A 16,730-nucleotide genomic window follows, 5' to 3' on the forward strand; every position below is an offset into this window, starting at 1 on the left:
TCCTTCACATAGCAATACGTGCATAGAGAGAACTTGTTCTCTATTAACGATGCTACGAAAAGTAAGAGAGGGTCTGCAAATTTATTTATTGTGTTTGCGCTGTTTAGCCGATATGCTGCAGCGAATTTTTCTTGCGACGAAGGTCTACATTCGGGCTGACATAAGGCTCAAAATTGTGCTTTTGCTCAATGAAGATTTGATGCCACAGCATGAAGACCAGGATCGTCCAGATTTTGCGGCTGTAATCCGCATTGCCTTCGCGGTGTTCATCGAGCATGTACAGCACATAGGCCTTATTGATCAAATTATCCACCTTGGATTCGAAAATGATCTCTTTTGCCCATTTGTAAAATTCGTTTTTGAGCCAATGACGAGTCGGAACAGGGAAGCCCAGTTTCTTTCTCGTTTGGATCTCAGGTGGCAAGAAGTCTTTCATCGCTTCACGAAGCACGTGCTTGGTCGTGCCGTTGGCAATTTTGTACTTTGTTGGAATGGTAGCGGCGAATTCAAACACCTTCAGATCAATGAAAGGCACTCGCAACTCCAAAGAATTGGCCATGGTCATCTTGTCGGCCTTCATCAAAATGTTGCCTCTGAGCCATGTATGAATGTCCAAGTATTGCATCTTGGTCACATCGTCGTATTCAGAAGCGCGTTTGTAAATCTCTTCAGTAATGGTGAAAGGAGATACATACGATTCCGAACGGGTAATATCTTCCATGACGACACGCTTTTTCATCTCTTCGCTGAAAATCAGTGCGTTTCCGAAGAAGCGTTGTTCAACCGTTTTCGATCCACGGATGAGGAAGTTTTTCCCTTTTACCTGATCGGGGAGGCGTTCTGCCATGTATCCGATGGATTGACGCATCCAGCCCGGCATCCCGGAAAACATTTTGAGAGAATGAGGCTCTCTGTAAATATTGTATCCGCCAAAAAATTCATCTGCACCTTCACCGGACAATACGACGGTTACGTGTTCACTCGCCATCTGTGCTACGAAATAGAGCAGGATGGCAGATGGGTCCGCTACCGGTTCGTCTTGATGCCAGATCAGTCGTGGCAATTCATCCATGTACTGCTTGGCGTTTATCACGCGCTCGAAATGCTCCGATCCCAAATATGCTGCGGTTCGCTTCGCATAATCGAGCTCGCTATAACCAGGAATATCTGAGCCGACAGAAAAAGATTTGACTGGCTCGAATGTACGCAGCATCCCAACGATACTGCTAGAGTCAACACCACTAGACAAGAAAGCACCACGAGAAACTTCGCTAATCCGGTGTTTGTCGACAGATTCGAGCATGACACTGCGCGTACCCTCCACAAAATAAGAGAACGGCTTGCTTTCATCAGGCTTGAATTCTACATCCCAGTACCTTTCCAGCTTGATCAGGTCATTTTCAATTACGAACGAGTGTGCAGGCGGTATACGGTAAATGCCAGCAAACATCGTTTCAGGATCAGGTACATATTGGAACGTCAAATAGTGATAAAAAGCGGTTGGATTCACTTCACGCTTGAATCCTGGGAGCTCCAGTAAACTCTTAATCTCGCTGGCAACTCCGATCGAATCATTCGTCTCGACATAGTAGAGAGGCTTGATTCCAAAATGGTCGCGTGCCCCAAACAGACGTTTTTTACGGGAGTCGTAGATTGTAAAGCCAAACATCCCGCGTAAATGCTTAGGTGCATCTGTTCCTACCTCTTCATAAAGGTGGAGGATGGTTTCAATATCAGAATCGGTATGGAAAACGTGACCGATGTCCTTTAACCATTGCTGTAACTCTTTGTAATTGTAGATTTCGCCGTTACCAATAATCCAGATGTCACGTGTTTCGTTAAACAGCGGTTGATGTCCGCCTTCCACGTCAATGATGCTTAAACGACGAAAGCCCAGGGCGATGTTGTCTTCAAGGTGAAAACCATCGTCATCTGGACCACGGTGCAGGATGACACCCGTCATTGCACTAATCGCTTCTTGTTGAACAGGCTTTTGCCGCTTGTTATAGAGTGATACGATTCCGCACATAAGAAATGACTCTTCCTCTCACTGGATTGCTCCTGCTAACTCTATCATGTATCGACCATCAGCGCAATCTCTTATGAGTGCCAGTGATTGACCTCGAAAACGCTGATTCTACAAGGGAATTAGCCTTTCTTCTTTTCTATTTTTGTCCCCATTCGGTTAGATATACTCCCTGAGGAGACCATGAATCGTTCGACAAAACGGTTCATGAAAGAACAGGACGGGGGGATTGCAGTGTCAGTATGGATAGCAAGCCTAGCGATGATGATCGGTCTTATTCTGTCCGCCTATTTGCATCCTGCTTGGCTGCTGTTGGCTGCGGGCGTATCATGGGCACTCGTTGCATGTATCCCGTTACCATACCGCAAATACGTCGCATACTACTCACTGATTTCTATTCTAGCAGGTCTCTTTTTTTATGGGTACGAGAATCTCCACAGCTCTGAAGTGAAACCATTGGCAGAAAGGGAGCAGAGCATCTGGATAGAAGGAGTCATTGATTCTCCTGTGAGACGGGACGGGGATGTAGCACGTTTTTTTGTCACGATAACATCTTGGGGTGAAAACGAGCGTGATCAAAATGAGCATCGGTCTTTCGAAAAAATCGCGCTTCGTGTTAAACTATCTTCTTTCCAGGAAGCTGTACAAATAGAGCAGTGGAGTCGTGGCAGTGTTGTCGTGGCACCGATTCGACTATCCTTACCGGCTCCCGCGCGCAATCCTTATGCGTTCGACTACGCTAGCTACTTGTATTGGCAAGGTGTCCATGTCACAGGGGAAACAAGCTATCAAGCGGTAGCGATGACACCTGCTTTTTCCGTGTGGGCGAGCTTCCAAGAATGGCAGGACTCGGGTGCCAAGCGAATTGAATCATTATTTACAGATACAGAAACGGCGGGTTACATGAAGTCGCTCCTGCTTGGTCTTGGACAAGAGGTGAACCCTGAGCTTGCGGCGATGTATTCGAATTTGGGCTTAAGTCATATCCTCGCGATTTCCGGTTTGCATGTGACATTGGTCAGTTCCATGTTTATGTGGTGTTTGGAGCGGATTGGAATCAGACGCAGACTGGCATTTGTCGTAACGATTTTGTTCTTGATCGGGTATGTTCTCCTGGTGGGAGCAAGCGCGTCCGCGATTCGATCTGGATTGATGGGAAGTGTAGGTCTTCTCTGTCAAGTAATTGGAAAGAGGTTGGATGGCAAGGACGTTTGGGCTGGGGCACTTATTCTGATGCTGGTGGTAAATCCGTATCAGCTGTGGCATGTCGGTTTTCAGCTTTCTTTTGCGGTGACACTTGGTCTGATTATTTTTGTTCCATATAGCTTGCATGTGTTTATCCGGGTACCCGTCTGGATTCGTACACTTGTGGCGGTTACTTTGTCAGCCCAGCTCGTTTCTTTTCCGTTTCTCATCTACCATTTTCATCTGTTTTCACCTGTGTCATGGCTGGTCAATTTGGTGGTGACACCGATTCTTTCGGCCATAGCGCTACCATTCGGGTATATCGCGGTTGTCCTCGATTTCGTCCACCCGTTTTTGGCGGTGCTCCCTGTTTGGATATCGACGGCAATGTTGAAATGGATTCATCTCCCGTTGTTTGCTATTGAAAAAATAAGGCTCCCCTTCACTTATTGGCCGCATCCTTCGTGGTGGTGGCTTGCTTTGTATACCTGTTTTTTGGGGGTACTGCCCATTGCATGGAGGTTGGGCTATCATCGAAAGCGTGATATAATGCTTACTTTCGTTATATTTCTCTCGTTCATAGTAGTGGCCAGACAGCCGTTTTCAGGAGTCGAAGAAGTGCGAATTACCTTCCTTGATGTCGGACAAGGGGATTCCATCGTTGTCGAAATTGGTGATAAGAAGGTATACTTAATGGATGCGGGTGGGACAATGCGGTTCCCAGCGGCTGAACCATGGATGGAAAAGCGTGACCCATTTGAGGTGGGGAAAGACGTCGTTCTGCCGTTTTTGATGGCCAGAGGAATCGAGAAAATCGATCGTGTCATCATGACGCATGGCGATCTGGATCACATCGGGGGATTCAAATCGCTTGTTCCTCATTTTTCTTTTGGAGAGGTATTGGTGAATGGAACAGTACCTTCGAAATTGGAGGGCGAGATTGTCCGGCTTTTCCAACAGGAAGGAGTTCCGATACTAACCGGGCTTCCGGGTCAATCATGGTCAGATGGACCGGGAATCGAGTGGAAGTGGCTGCACCCAGGCGAATCGACCTTCTCAGGAAATGATGCATCCGTAGTACTCCAGCTGACTGCTTTCAACAAGTCTGTATTGTTTACGGGTGACATTGAAAAGGATGGAGAAAGTCAGCTTGTTCAAAACGGTTTGACTTCTGTGGATGTTTTGAAAGTAGCTCATCATGGAAGCAATACATCGAGTACCGAAGAGCTCCTTGCAGTCATAGCACCAAAAGCTGCTGTCATCTCTGCCGGGGTGAAAAATCGATACGGGCATCCTTCGTCCGAAGTGCTGCTTCGCTTAAAAAAATCGGGTTCTGCTGTGTACAGAACGGATGCTCATGGAGCGATTACGCTGGTTATTACACCTGCGGGATTGTATTGGCAGACCCAAATAATGGATACATAATCTGTTTGCAACTTTTTCAATGAGCGAACCGTCTGTAGGGGGGAGAAGCGAATATGCATGAGGCAGAGTTGATCAGGATGGCGCAATCCGGGGATCATGACGCGCTAGTCGAACTGCTTCGATCTATTGAGACCTCCGTTTACCGAAGCGCTTATTATATTCTAGGGAACGAACAAGACGCGCTTGATGCCTCCCAGGAAGTCCTCATTCGAATTTATCGAAAGTTGGACACCTATCAGGAAAAAGCAAAGTTCTCTACCTGGGTACAACGCATTGTCAGCAACGTCTGTATGGATAAATTTCGCGCGAAGAAGGAAACGGTCTCAATTGACGAGCACGAGTTGATCATTCCTGATCGTAACAACGTAGAAGAAGAAATCCTTCTCACCGGGCTGTCGAATGACATTCAGGAAGCCATCGGAAGATTGCCAAAGCAATATCGGATGGTTGTAGTACTCCGCTATCTGGAGGATTTGTCCTATCAAGAAATAGCGGAGGCGCTAGATTTGCCGCTTAACACGGTAAAGTCGTACTTATTTCGGGCTAGGCAACAGTTACAGGAGCTGTTGTACGACTACCAGAAAGGGGGGATCGGTTGATGACCAACGAAGAGATTTTTGAACTCATGCAGCGGGATCTGGATGGAGATCTGTCGGAGTCCGAGCAAGAACTGCTCCTACGTTTGATCCAGAAAGATGCTGATCTGCAGCTTATGTACAACCGTTTGAAAGATGTGTCACAACAATTAGAACATCTGCCCCCTGTCGTACCTCCGATCAGCATCGTAGATTCTATCCTGCCCAAGCTGGAGTTAGCCGCTGCAAAGCCTGTTGCGGTGAAATCTACGGTGAACGAGGAAATCCTGCCCACTCTGGAAGTTAAGCGCGAGTCGTCTTCGCTGCCGGAATCAAAAAAGTGGAAGCGGATGAAAGTGTGGATGGCCAGTCTTGGTAGTACGGCCGTCGCTGCTAGCTTATTGGTTGGCGTGCTGTTTTCGGGCGGTGATGGTAAGAAGCATGAAGTCGATTCGTTCCAGAACGGAACGGACATGACGCCAGCGGTCGTGGAACAACCCAAAGTTCCAGTCGATCCTACTCCTCAAAGCAATAATCCAATACCTTCAAATCCAAAAGAGGAAGAGGGCAAGGCCAAAAAGTCTACTGGAGCGGCTACTCAGACAAAGAGTAAAAAGCCACCGGCAAAGAACGTTCAAAAGCAAACACAGCCACCGAAGAAAACGAATCCGACACCACCACCAAAGAAAGCTGTACCTCCAACTCCAGTAGTTACAGAGGATCAACCAACGGGATGGCCGATCGGACTGGACGAGAATCCGGACAGAGAAGACAAAGAACCTGCTAATGACGATAAGGACGACGGCGGGGACAAGCAAGAGGAGAAAGACAAGGGAAAAAATAAAGAGAAGAAAAAAAATAAAGATAATGACTGACTTTTTTCCGCGTATGGACCGGCACCGCTTGCGGGGATTTTGCGTATAGTACATTATCAAGCACCCCCTGCTTACCGTTTGGGGAGGAGGAATCCCGGGGCTTTTCCCTAAACGTTTACATAGAGGTGCCAACGGATGAAAAAACCGCTACTGATTCACTGGTGGCGGTTTTTTTTCGCTTTGCCCTGATCAACATGTGCTATAATAACGCAGGTAAGAAGGAAGGAAAGGGGAGAAAACGTATGCCACTCCTATCGGCTATTCGCGAAATACGGCAAAAACAATTCTCGCCGATCTACGTCTTATACGGTCCAGAGTCTTTTATGGCCGAAGATTTATTGGCGTTGGCTCGCAAAGAAATGATTGATCCAGAATTTACGGATTTGAATTTGAGTGTGTACGATTGTACGGAAACAGGATTGAGTGAAATTTTGCAGGATGCGGAGACCTTGCCGTTTATGGGTGAGCATCGATTGGTGATTGCCAGACAAGCCTACTTTTTAACAGGAAGTAAGCCTTCGACCAAGGTAGAAAGCGATCCGGATGCTCTGCTCGATTATTTGCAAAATCCACCTCCGTATACCACACTTATTCTACATACAGAAGCTGACAAGCTCGATGAAAGAAAAAAGCTGGTCAAAACACTGCAACAAAAGGCGAAAGTGATCCCATTTCCGTTGCTAAAAGACGGAGATTTGTACGGCTGGGTGGAGAGGCAAGCAGGTAAATACCAGGCGAAAATCGATCGTCAGCAAGCCATGAAGCTTGTGGAGCGAGTGGGAGCCGAGCTGCGTCTTCTGGACAAGGAAATCGAAAAGATGGCTCTGTTTGTCGGGGTGGGTGAAAGCATCACGGACGACGTCATCGAGCTGCTCGGGGCACGTACGCTGGAGCAGGATGTATTCGCCCTGATTGAACAGGTCGCTTCGGGGAGATTGGACAAGGCACTCCGGATGATGTACGACTGCATGAAAACAGGAGAGGAGCCGATCAAGCTGCTGGCACTCTTGGCGAGACAGTTCCGCATGCTGTTGCATGTTAAGCAATTGGCTCCACGAGGTTATTCGCAGCAACAAATGGCAGGCATGATTAAAATGCATCCTTACGCGGTGAAAAAAGCAATGGAGCAAGCGCGTCATTTTTCCGAGGAGTCGTTGAAAAAGCTGTTGGGCATTCTGGCAGAAGAAGATTTTCGGATGAAGTCGGGGCAAGTGGACAAGCGTCTCGCCCTCGAATTATTCGTTGCACGTGCACACGACGAACGAACAAAACGGTCGTGATATTTTTACAGTAAAAAACCCCTAGAACTAGATGTTCGCGGGGTTTTTTGCGCTTGGTCTCTTACGCTACAGGAGCGCTCAGAACGTTAAGCTTTTTCATCAAACGAGACTTTTGACGGTTTGCTGCGTTTTTATGAATGAGACCTTTCGAAGCGGCCTTGTCCAGCTTTTTCACAGCCACCAGAAGAGTAGATTTCGCTAATGCTACATCGGAAGCAGCGACAGCTTTCTCAAAGCTCTTGATGGAAGTACGCAGATCAGACTTTTGAGAAGCACGGTGTGCGCGACGCTTTTCGATTGTTTTGGTGCGTTTAATCGCGGATTTAATGTTTGGCATGTGTGTCACCTCCTTAATACGACCATAGACATACAGTCATACAACAAAGTAATTCTAGCATGGGGCGAACCCATTTGCAAGAAAGGATTCGGAATAAAAATGAAGGATTCAAGCAAGCTAGTAGCAGGAACAAAATGGTCAGTACTTTTTTCACTTCGGATCAAAGGAGCTGAAGAACATGGCACATAACATTGACTTGTCTGGTTATTCCATTCGAACGGATCTGGCTTTGGAGGCCCACGAGCTTGCCCAGCAGCAAAACCAGAGTGATATTGAGGGGATTTGGCTGCAAGCTGACGACAGCGAGCCGAATGTGAAAGTAACGAGATTGCATGTGGAAACAGAGGAAGCGGGGAAGGAAATCGGCAAGCTCCCGGGGCATTACCTTACGATTGAAGTGCCCAAGCTGCGGGATAACGATACATCGATCGAGGAGCAGGTGGCCAAGCGATTCTCCGTCGAATTTGCAATGTTCCTCAAGCAACTGGGAATCACCCCAGACAAAAAGGCTCTCGTCGTTGGTTTGGGTAACTGGAATGTGACTCCCGATGCGCTTGGACCAATGGTTGTAGAAAATTTGTTGATTACACGCCATCTATACACGCTGGCGCCTGAAACCGTTGGAGAAGGGTATCGGGAAGTCAGTGCGCTATCACCGGGTGTCCTTGGGATAACAGGTATAGAAACGAGTGAGATTATTTTTGGTGTCGTGGAAAAAAGCAAACCCGATTTTGTCATCTGTATCGATGCTCTTGCGTCCCGCGCCTTGCACCGGGTCAACACGACGATTCAAATATCGGATACAGGGATTCATCCCGGATCAGGGGTCGGAAACAAGCGCAAAGCGATTGATCAGAAGACACTTGGTGTGCCTGTGATTGCGATAGGAGTCCCTACGGTTGTTTTTGCCTCCACGATTGTAAATGATGCGATTACATATTTGCTGGGGCATTTTGGACAATCGATGGTGGAGAGCAAGCGGGCGTTTAACAAACTGGCATTGAGTACGCTGCCCGAGCGGAAGGAACCGTATACGGAAGAGGATTTGCCTGACTTGGAATCCCGCAAGACATTCATGGGATTGGTAGGTTCACTGCCGGAAGAAGAGAAACGGCAACTGATTCATGAGGTCCTCCGACCGCTGGGACAGGATCTGGTCGTCACCCCAAAAGAAATTGATGATTTTATTGAAGGCGTGGCGAATGTGATCGCAACAGGTCTGAATCGCGCCTTGCACAGTGCTGTAAATGCAGAAAATAGCGGCTCGTATACCCACTAAGCCGTGAAAAGCTAGAGTGAGAGAGAAAAGCTAGAAAAGGGTTCTATCGTCTCTATGAGCCTCATAAGCTAAAGCATAGACAAGCGCGAGGGAAAGTTCTCCCGACGTGCAACCATGCTACAGCTAGAGGAGTGAGACAGATGGCGACTCTCATTCAACGCCAATTCGTTGTTCTTTCATTTATAACCGCCTTCCTGTTTGTCATGACAGGAGTGCTTTCGCTCGGCGGTAACCGAATCGCAATTTCGTCCTCAGCCATTCAACAGGCCGCTTCTCATATTTCCAGTCTGGCGATTTTGGGATGGATGGGGCAGGAGATTCCGGTTTTGTCCGAAACCGTGCAAGCACAGGCCGATGATCGCACGAATAGCGTAACCGGTTTTCTCTTTCGCTTGGCAACCAATATACAGCCGGGAGACTTGCGTAGCCTGTTAGGCAGGGAATTGCCTGGGATGGTGACGACAGAGGATGCCAGATTTGTCGTACAGGGAAAGGGAGCTTCTCTCGCAGATTTTTACTTGGAGTATCCCGCCTATCCGAGACAGGTAGCAGATCAATCGCAAGTAGTTCCAATCGTAGAGCCAAAGCCGGAGGATACCACAAAGTCAGGCGAAGCAAAGCCAGCACCTGTTCCCAATTCAATCACGGATGGCAAGAAAATCGTGTACATCTACAACTCGCACAACCGGGAATCGTGGTTTAGTGAGACGAAGTCAGTGGGAACCTCGGTCGATCATCCTACGAGAAATATATCGTTAATCAGCAAGCATTTATCAGAAGCGTTGAATGACAGAGGAATTGGTTCCGATGTGAGCACCGACGACATCTATCAGCAGCTGTTGAACAAAAAAATGCATTACTCTTTCTCCTACGCGGAATCTTTGCAAGTGGTCAAAGCCGCAACGGAGAAAAACAAGGAACTGTACTACTTCTTTGATTTGCATCGAGACACAGCGCCACGAGAGCGTACGACGGTCACAATCAAAGGAAAAACGTATGGAAGAGTATTGTTTGTCATCGGAAAAAGGAACAAAAGCTACGAGAAAAATGAGGCATTTGCGACTGAACTACATGAGTTGATGGAAAAAATGTACCCAGAGCTTTCGCGTGGCGTAATGGAAAAAGGCGCAAAAACGGATCATGGCGAGTATAATCAGTCCCTCTCCCCGGGAAGCCTGTTAATAGAAATAGGTGGTACGGAAAACAGCGTGCAAGAAAGCAAGAATACGGCAGAGGCACTGGCTGACGTTTTCGCAGCCTATTATCAGCAAGCTGAAAAAGTAGGCAAAACAGTTTCTGACGAGCCTGCAAAGAGGTGACGGGCATGAACGTGACGATGAAGCTGACTGGACTGTTAATCATCTTGCTGGTCGGGGTAGTTTTGGGATTGCAAACGGCTGAGCGCGGAATATCCAAGGTGAGTGGAGTGCCTGAGGGGCAAGCGCAAACCTTTTCCATCAAAAAAGTGGACCAAGGTCAAGTGGAGATTGCGGTAATGGGAAAGCAGGTTCAGACTGCTAATCCGAAGGAAATGGTCAACTACGTCAGTCGGATCGGTTTGACTTTGGGCGGAAGCATTAAAAGTGGGGCGCAGAGTTTTGTCGATTGGGTCGGGAGTTTTTTTGAACCGTGAAAATGGTTTATGCGCAAAAAGAAGGGGTGCAGAAAGCCCCAGTGACAAAAGACCCGTACAGGCGGGTCTTTTGCATGTGACCACAGATACATCATACGATCTGCTAAAACAGTGCAAGTGAGGCTACATCAACAATGAAAGGGCTATCATAAAATTCCCCTAGATCATTTTTTAGTGCAAGCAAAATATTCTTTTTAGTCAGTAAAGAGCTAATAGTTTGAATTTATTGTGTTGCGAAAAAATTGAATAAATGTCATAATGTCTATTGATAGGGCTATTTTGGAAGTATATATCGGTGAGAGAGGTGAGCCACGTGTCACATCCTGTCCTGCAAATCGAAAACCTGCAAACGCACTTTTTCACGGACCGCGGCCAAATCCCTGCCGTTGATGGCGTGACGATCACGGTACAAAAAGGAGAAGTAGTCGGTATCGTAGGCGAATCCGGCTGCGGAAAGAGCGTTACCTCCCTTTCCGTTATGAAGCTAGTACCCAACCCCCCAGGGAGAATCGTGGGAGGCTCGATTAAATTCAAGGGGGAGGACCTCGTATCTGTTGACGAAAAGCGAATGAGAGACATCCGCGGAAATGAAATTGCGATGATCTTCCAGGAGCCGATGACGTCTTTAAATCCGGTGTTTACGATTGGAGACCAGATAGGAGAATCAGTCCGATTACATACGAAGGCGAGCAAAAAGGACGCAAGAGCACGTGCTATTGAGATGTTGAAAAAAGTCGGAATTCCTCGAGCGGAAGCGATTGTCGATGAATACCCGCACCAGCTTTCCGGAGGCATGCGGCAGCGTGTCATGATTGCGATGGCAATGGCCTGCAATCCAGCGCTTCTGATTGCAGACGAGCCTACTACTGCGCTCGACGTGACGATTCAAGCGCAGATTTTGGACCTGATGCGTCAACTCAACCGAGAAGCTGACACAGCCATTCTCCTCATCACCCACGATCTTGGGGTCGTCGCGGAAATGTGTCACCGCGTCGTGGTGATGTACGCAGGGAACGTGATTGAACAAGGAGATGTTCGTACGATTTTAAAAAATCCGAAGCATCCTTATACGATCGGCTTGTTGAATTCGTTGCCGAAGCTGGAAGGATCACAGGAGCGTCTCTATTCGATTCCAGGCAACGTCCCGATTCCGGGTTCTCTTACTGTCGGATGCCGTTTTGCACCAAGATGCGATAAAGTATCAGACCGATGCCGCAGTGAGATGCCAGAATTAAAAGTGGTAGGGGACAATCACCTTTCCCGTTGCTGGCTGACCGAATAACCCGAGAGGAGCATGCAGGTGGCTGAAGATCTTCTGATTGTAAAAAATTTAAAAAAATACTATCCAATCACAGGCGGTGTTCTTGGAGGGGAAATAGGTGTAGTAAAGGCGGTAGATGACGTATCGTTTACCGTTAAGAGTGGCGAAACTTTGGGGCTGGTAGGGGAGAGCGGCTGTGGAAAGTCCACGACGGGGCGTTCCTTGCTGCGACTGATAGAACCGACCTCAGGTGAAATCAACTTTGACGGGACAGATGTCATGTCACTTTCCACAGATGCAATGAGAAAGATGAGACGTGACATGCAAATTGTCTTTCAGGATCCGTTTGCTTCACTTAATCCTAGACATAATATTGAGAAGATATTGGAAGAGCCTCTGATTGTACATGGTTTGGGTTCTTCGGCAGAGCGAAAAAAGCGCGTGCAGGAAATGCTGGAGATCGTTGGTCTGAGCAGCTATCACGCGAGCCGCTATCCGCATCAATTCAGTGGAGGACAGAGGCAGCGGATCGGCATTGCGAGAGCACTGATGCTCAAACCCAAATTGATCGTTGCGGATGAGCCTGTGTCTGCACTAGACGTGTCCATTCAGTCGCAGGTGCTCAACCTCATGCAGGATTTGCAACGCGAATTCGGCCTTACATATTTGTTCATTGCTCACGATTTGAGTGTTGTGCGTCATATCAGTGATCGGGTAGGCGTGATGTACCTTGGCAGAATTGTCGAGCTGACGACGAGTAGCCAATTGTACTCCAATCCGCTCCATCCGTACACGAAAGCACTGCTGTCGGCGGTACCTTCGCCAGACCCTGATGCGGTACGAGATAGAGTGATCCTCCAGGGAGATGTGCCGAGCCCTGCAAAACCTCCCAGTGGCTGTACCTTCCATACGAGGTGTCCCCATGTGACAGAGGAGTGTCGTACTGTGCGCCCAGAATTTGCGGACACAGGCGATGGTCACTTTGTTGCTTGTCACTTATACAAGTCCTAATCGACAAAAGGGAGTTTGCCTGCCGAATAGGAAGTCTTGTAAAGGGGGGATGCAAAGCAGGAGGTATTGTATCGACCATCAACCAAAAAGGAACATGCGACCATTCATTAGAAAAAGGGGGATGTTTTCATGAAGAAGAGGGTTCTCTCCGCAACCATGACTAGCCTAGTGGCGCTGGCCATGCTGATTGCAGGATGCTCTAGCACTTCTACGACACAAGCGCCGGCAGAACAACCAAAGACAGAAACTCCGGCACCTGCAACTGAGCCTGCAAAAACTGGACCGAAGCAATTAATCGTCGGTCGCGGTGCAGACACAAAAGGGCTTGACCCAATCACGCAAACAGATGGTGAGACATTTAAGGTAACCGAGAACGTTATGGATACATTGATTGGCTTTGCGGATGGCTCAACAGAGCTCGCTCCATCGTTGGCTGAGAAATGGGAAGTAACTCCTGATGGTCTCGTTTATACGCTGAAACTGAGATCAGGCGTGAAATTCCACGATGGAACTGATTTCAATGCAGAGGCGGTCAAATACAACTTTGAACGCTGGAGTGACAAGAGCCATCCACAGCATTCACCAGAGGGCTTCGAGTACTACGTAAGCCAATTTGGTGGTTACAAGGGTGACGCGACTCATATCATCAAATCCGTGGAAGCAGTCGATCCGACCACTGTAAAATTCACGTTGAATCGTCCACTGGCTCCATTCCTTGCCAACCTGGCAATGTCTCCTTTCGCGATTGGCTCGCCTGAGGCATTGAAAAAGGATGTTAAGAAATTTAATGAGCATCCAATCGGTACAGGACCTTTCAAATTCGTAGAGTGGAAGCGCAACGACACCATCACACTCGAGAAAAACCCTGATTACTGGAACCCAGGATATCCGAAGCTGGATAAATTGGTGTTCAAGGTCATCCCAGAAAACACTGCACGTCTGACTGCATTGGCATCTGGTGAAATTGACTTGATGGATGGTCTAAACACAGACGATATCCCGGCAGTAAAAGACAATAAAGACTTGCAACTCTTCCTTCGTCCTACTAATAACATTGGATACATCGGCTTTAACGTAGAGAAGAAGCCACTCGACAATCCAAAAGTTCGTGAAGCTATTGCTTATGCGATTAACAAACCTGAAATCGTAACTGCCTTCTTCGATGGGGTTGGAGAACCAGCAGTCAACCCAATGCCAAAAACAATGTGGGGACATAACAACGATATTAAAGATCGTGAGTTCAACCTCGATAAAGCAAAACAATTGCTGGCCGAAGCAGGACATCCAAACGGTTTTAAAATCAAGTTTTGGGCAATGCCAGTTCCACGTCCGTACATGCCAGAGGGTGTGAAGATTGCAGAAGCAATCCAGCAAGACCTGAAGAAAATCGGGGTTGATGCTGAGATCGTGACGATGGAATGGGCAACGTATTTGGAAAAGACTCGTTTGGGTGAGCAAGAAATGTTCATGCTTGGTTGGACAGGTGACAATGGCGACCCTGACAACTTCCTGGCTGTCTTGCTCGACAAAAATAACATCGGAAGCAACAACTATACACGCTGGGCAAACGAAGAAGCACATCAATTGATGATGAAAGCACAGTCCACTCCAGACCAAGCAGAGCGCGAAAAAATGTACAAACAAGTACAAGAGATCATCTTCAAAGATGTGCCAATGGTTCCGCTGGCACACTCTACACCAGCATTGGCAGGAAAAGCGAATATCATAGATTACAACCCGCATCCAAAAGGGTCTGAAAGTTTGGAAAAGGTAGATTTCAAGTAAGCTGATTCATCGTAAAAGGGTAAGAGGAGTGCATACCTCTTCTTACCCTTCTTTCATTATTTGGCGATTATTTTATGCAGGAAGGCGAGGAGATGGCATTGCTAGCTTACAGCATTCGAAGAATTTTAATGCTCATTCCTGTCTTAGTGGGCATGTCAATCATCGTTTTTTCCATTATTCGTGCCATCCCTGGTGATCCGGCTTTGACGATTTTGGGAGAAAAGGCAACACCACAAGCGATTGCAGACATACGAGAAGCGTTGGGATTGAATAATCCGTGGTACATACAGTATTTCGATTATATGAAAGATATTTTGAGCGGAAATCTTGGGGAATCGTTACAAACGAATGCGCCGATTTCAGATGAAATCATGCCTTATTTGGCGGCGACGACTGAACTTACGATTGTGAGTATGCTGATTGCGGTGTTTATCGGTGTAAATGCAGGGATTCTTTCTGCGTGGAAGCAAAACTCCTGGTTTGACTACTGTGCGATGTTGATCGCCTTGGTTGGTGTATCCATGCCAATTTTTTGGCTAGGTTTGATGGAGCAGTGGGTGTTTGCCCAAGAGCTGAAATGGCTGCCATCAGTTGGTCGCGACGATTCGCGTAATCCCGTAGAGGCCATTACGCACTTTTATATACTGGATACGATGATGGCTGGTCGCTGGGATCAGCTATGGGAAGTTATCAAGCATTTGATCCTGCCAGGCATTGCATTAGGTACGATCCCGATGGCGATCATTGCACGTATCACTCGTTCGAGCATGCTGGAAGTCATGCGTGCCGACTACGTCAGAACCGCTCGTGCAAAAGGGCTGACACAGTTTTGGGTCGTGTACAAGCATGCGCTGAAAAATGCAATGATCCCTGTTTTGACGGTAATTGGTTTGCAAACAGGGTTGCTGCTGGGTGGAGCTGTTTTGACAGAGACGATCTTCGGATGGCCAGGTGTCGGTCGTTATATTGTGACCGCCATTGGAAACCGTGACTATCCGGTTATCCAATCCGGTATCCTTGTGATCGCGACGATTTTCGTCCTGATCAATCTCTTGGTCGACCTTCTGTATGCCTATATCGATCCTCGCATCAAATATCGCTAAGGAGGGACGAAGAGACATGGCACAACCACAATTACAACCACAAGATCAGGTAGTACCTTTAAAAGTGAAGCAAGAAGAAGTAGTCTCTCCTTGGAAGGATGCATGGAGGACACTACGAAAAAACAAGCTGGCGTTGGTGGGCTTCGGGATTATTTTGTTTTTCATTGTTGTGGCGGTATTAGCTCCATGGATTGCTCCGTATCCGTACGACGAAGGTCAGCTCGTAATGAAAAACAAGCCCCCTTCCGAAGAGCATTGGTTTGGAACAGATTACAATGGTCGTGATGTATTTAGTCGCGTTATTTATGGGGCGCAAATCTCCTTGTGGGTAGGGACGTTCTCTGTCATTGGCTCCGTTCTCGCAGGGACCTTGCTCGGTCTTTTGGCAGGATATTATGGCAGATGGATTGATACGATCATTTCGCGTCTCTTTGATATTATGCTTGCATTTCCAAGTATTCTTTTGGCAATCGCTGTCGTTGCCATCTTGGGGCCTTCTTTGCAAAACGCCTTGATTGCCATTGCGATTATTAACATTCCGACATTTGGACGGCTAGTACGTGCCCGTGTATTGAGTTTGAAGGAAGAAGAATTCGTCATGGCGGCACGGGCAATCGGAATGAAAAATTCCCGGATTATCATGCAGCATATTTTGCCGAACAGTCTCGCACCAATCATTGTGACCGGGACAATGGGGATCGCAACAGCGATTATCGAAGCAGCTGCACTTGGCTTTCTTGGACTGGGAGCACAAGCGCCAGAACCAGAATGGGGAAAAATGCTCGCTGATTCACGTCAGTACATTCAGAAAGCACCATGGACCGTTATTTTTCCGGGGCTCTCTATCATGCTGACCGTTCTCGGCTTTAACTTGATTGGGGACGGCCTGCGCGATGCACTTGACCCGCGGATGAAAAGCTAGTCCAATCGCAAAAAAGACAGAAGGGAATGTGAT

The 16,730-nt window shown here is 47.6% G+C and carries 14 protein-coding genes; 12 read left to right on the forward strand and 2 right to left on the reverse strand.

All coding sequences use genetic code 11. From position 1 onward, the window contains the following. Positions 1 to 103: 103 nt before the first annotated feature. The gene (gene asnB / locus HP567_RS13560; RefSeq protein ID WP_173611501.1) at positions 104 to 2,029 is read right to left on the reverse strand and encodes an asparagine synthase (glutamine-hydrolyzing); all 1,926 of its coding nucleotides are present in this window, start codon (positions 2,027 to 2,029) and stop codon (positions 104 to 106) included. 204 nt (positions 2,030 to 2,233) lie between these two features. Between asnB and HP567_RS13565 the strand changes: the two genes are divergently transcribed. The 4 genes from HP567_RS13565 (at position 2,234) to holA (ending at position 7,366) form a co-directional block, all read left to right on the forward strand. After that, positions 2,234 to 4,636: a DNA internalization-related competence protein ComEC/Rec2 gene (locus HP567_RS13565; RefSeq protein WP_173611644.1), complete on the forward strand. Its 2,403-nt coding sequence runs from the start codon at positions 2,234 to 2,236 to the stop codon at positions 4,634 to 4,636. Between the two features lie 53 nt (positions 4,637 to 4,689). Beyond that, positions 4,690 to 5,235 carry an RNA polymerase sigma factor gene (locus tag HP567_RS13570; protein ID WP_012685711.1) on the forward strand — a complete coding sequence of 182 codons (546 nt, stop codon included), beginning with the start codon at positions 4,690 to 4,692 and terminating at the stop codon, positions 5,233 to 5,235. Further along, the gene (locus tag HP567_RS13575; RefSeq protein WP_173611500.1) at positions 5,235 to 6,086 is read left to right on the forward strand and encodes an anti-sigma factor family protein; all 852 of its coding nucleotides are present in this window, start codon (positions 5,235 to 5,237) and stop codon (positions 6,084 to 6,086) included. Before HP567_RS13570 ends, HP567_RS13575 begins: the two co-directional genes overlap by 1 nt. A gap of 242 nt (positions 6,087 to 6,328) precedes the next feature. Continuing rightward, the gene (gene holA, locus HP567_RS13580) at positions 6,329 to 7,366 is read left to right on the forward strand and encodes a DNA polymerase III subunit delta (protein WP_173611499.1); all 1,038 of its coding nucleotides are present in this window, start codon (positions 6,329 to 6,331) and stop codon (positions 7,364 to 7,366) included. A 61-nt stretch (positions 7,367 to 7,427) separates the two neighbouring features. Here holA and rpsT read toward each other — a convergent pair whose 3' ends face one another. Then, positions 7,428 to 7,703 (reverse strand): 30S ribosomal protein S20, encoded by a 276-nt coding sequence (rpsT, locus tag HP567_RS13585; RefSeq protein ID WP_005833151.1) that lies wholly within the window; start codon positions 7,701 to 7,703, stop codon positions 7,428 to 7,430. 178 nt (positions 7,704 to 7,881) lie between these two features. Here rpsT and gpr point away from each other — a divergent pair, with 178 nt between their 5' ends. The 8 genes from gpr (at position 7,882) to HP567_RS13625 (ending at position 16,697) form a co-directional block, all read left to right on the forward strand. Then, positions 7,882 to 8,982, forward strand: coding sequence for a GPR endopeptidase (gene gpr / locus HP567_RS13590; protein WP_173611498.1), 1,101 nt, complete (start codon positions 7,882 to 7,884; stop codon positions 8,980 to 8,982). A 140-nt stretch (positions 8,983 to 9,122) separates the two neighbouring features. Next, positions 9,123 to 10,301 (forward strand): stage II sporulation protein P, encoded by a 1,179-nt coding sequence (spoIIP, locus tag HP567_RS13595; protein ID WP_173611497.1) that lies wholly within the window; start codon positions 9,123 to 9,125, stop codon positions 10,299 to 10,301. A 5-nt stretch (positions 10,302 to 10,306) separates the two neighbouring features. Further along, the gene (locus tag HP567_RS13600; protein ID WP_007727739.1) at positions 10,307 to 10,615 is read left to right on the forward strand and encodes a YqxA family protein; all 309 of its coding nucleotides are present in this window, start codon (positions 10,307 to 10,309) and stop codon (positions 10,613 to 10,615) included. Between the two features lie 313 nt (positions 10,616 to 10,928). Then, positions 10,929 to 11,897 (forward strand): ABC transporter ATP-binding protein, encoded by a 969-nt coding sequence (locus HP567_RS13605; RefSeq protein ID WP_088906854.1) that lies wholly within the window; start codon positions 10,929 to 10,931, stop codon positions 11,895 to 11,897. Between the two features lie 18 nt (positions 11,898 to 11,915). Continuing rightward, positions 11,916 to 12,887 (forward strand): ABC transporter ATP-binding protein, encoded by a 972-nt coding sequence (locus tag HP567_RS13610; protein ID WP_304502560.1) that lies wholly within the window; start codon positions 11,916 to 11,918, stop codon positions 12,885 to 12,887. Between the two features lie 129 nt (positions 12,888 to 13,016). Further along, the gene (locus HP567_RS13615; RefSeq protein WP_173611495.1) at positions 13,017 to 14,672 is read left to right on the forward strand and encodes an ABC transporter substrate-binding protein; all 1,656 of its coding nucleotides are present in this window, start codon (positions 13,017 to 13,019) and stop codon (positions 14,670 to 14,672) included. Between the two features lie 92 nt (positions 14,673 to 14,764). After that, positions 14,765 to 15,775 carry an ABC transporter permease gene (locus tag HP567_RS13620; protein ID WP_370646706.1) on the forward strand — a complete coding sequence of 337 codons (1,011 nt, stop codon included), beginning with the start codon at positions 14,765 to 14,767 and terminating at the stop codon, positions 15,773 to 15,775. A gap of 16 nt (positions 15,776 to 15,791) precedes the next feature. Further along, entirely contained in the window at positions 15,792 to 16,697 is a 906-nt protein-coding gene (locus tag HP567_RS13625; protein WP_173611494.1) for an ABC transporter permease, read from the forward strand. Positions 16,698 to 16,730 lie beyond the last annotated feature (33 nt).

The sequence above is a fragment of the Brevibacillus sp. M2.1A genome, from assembly GCF_013284355.2.
Classification (GTDB): Bacteria; Bacillota; Bacilli; order Brevibacillales; family Brevibacillaceae; genus Brevibacillus.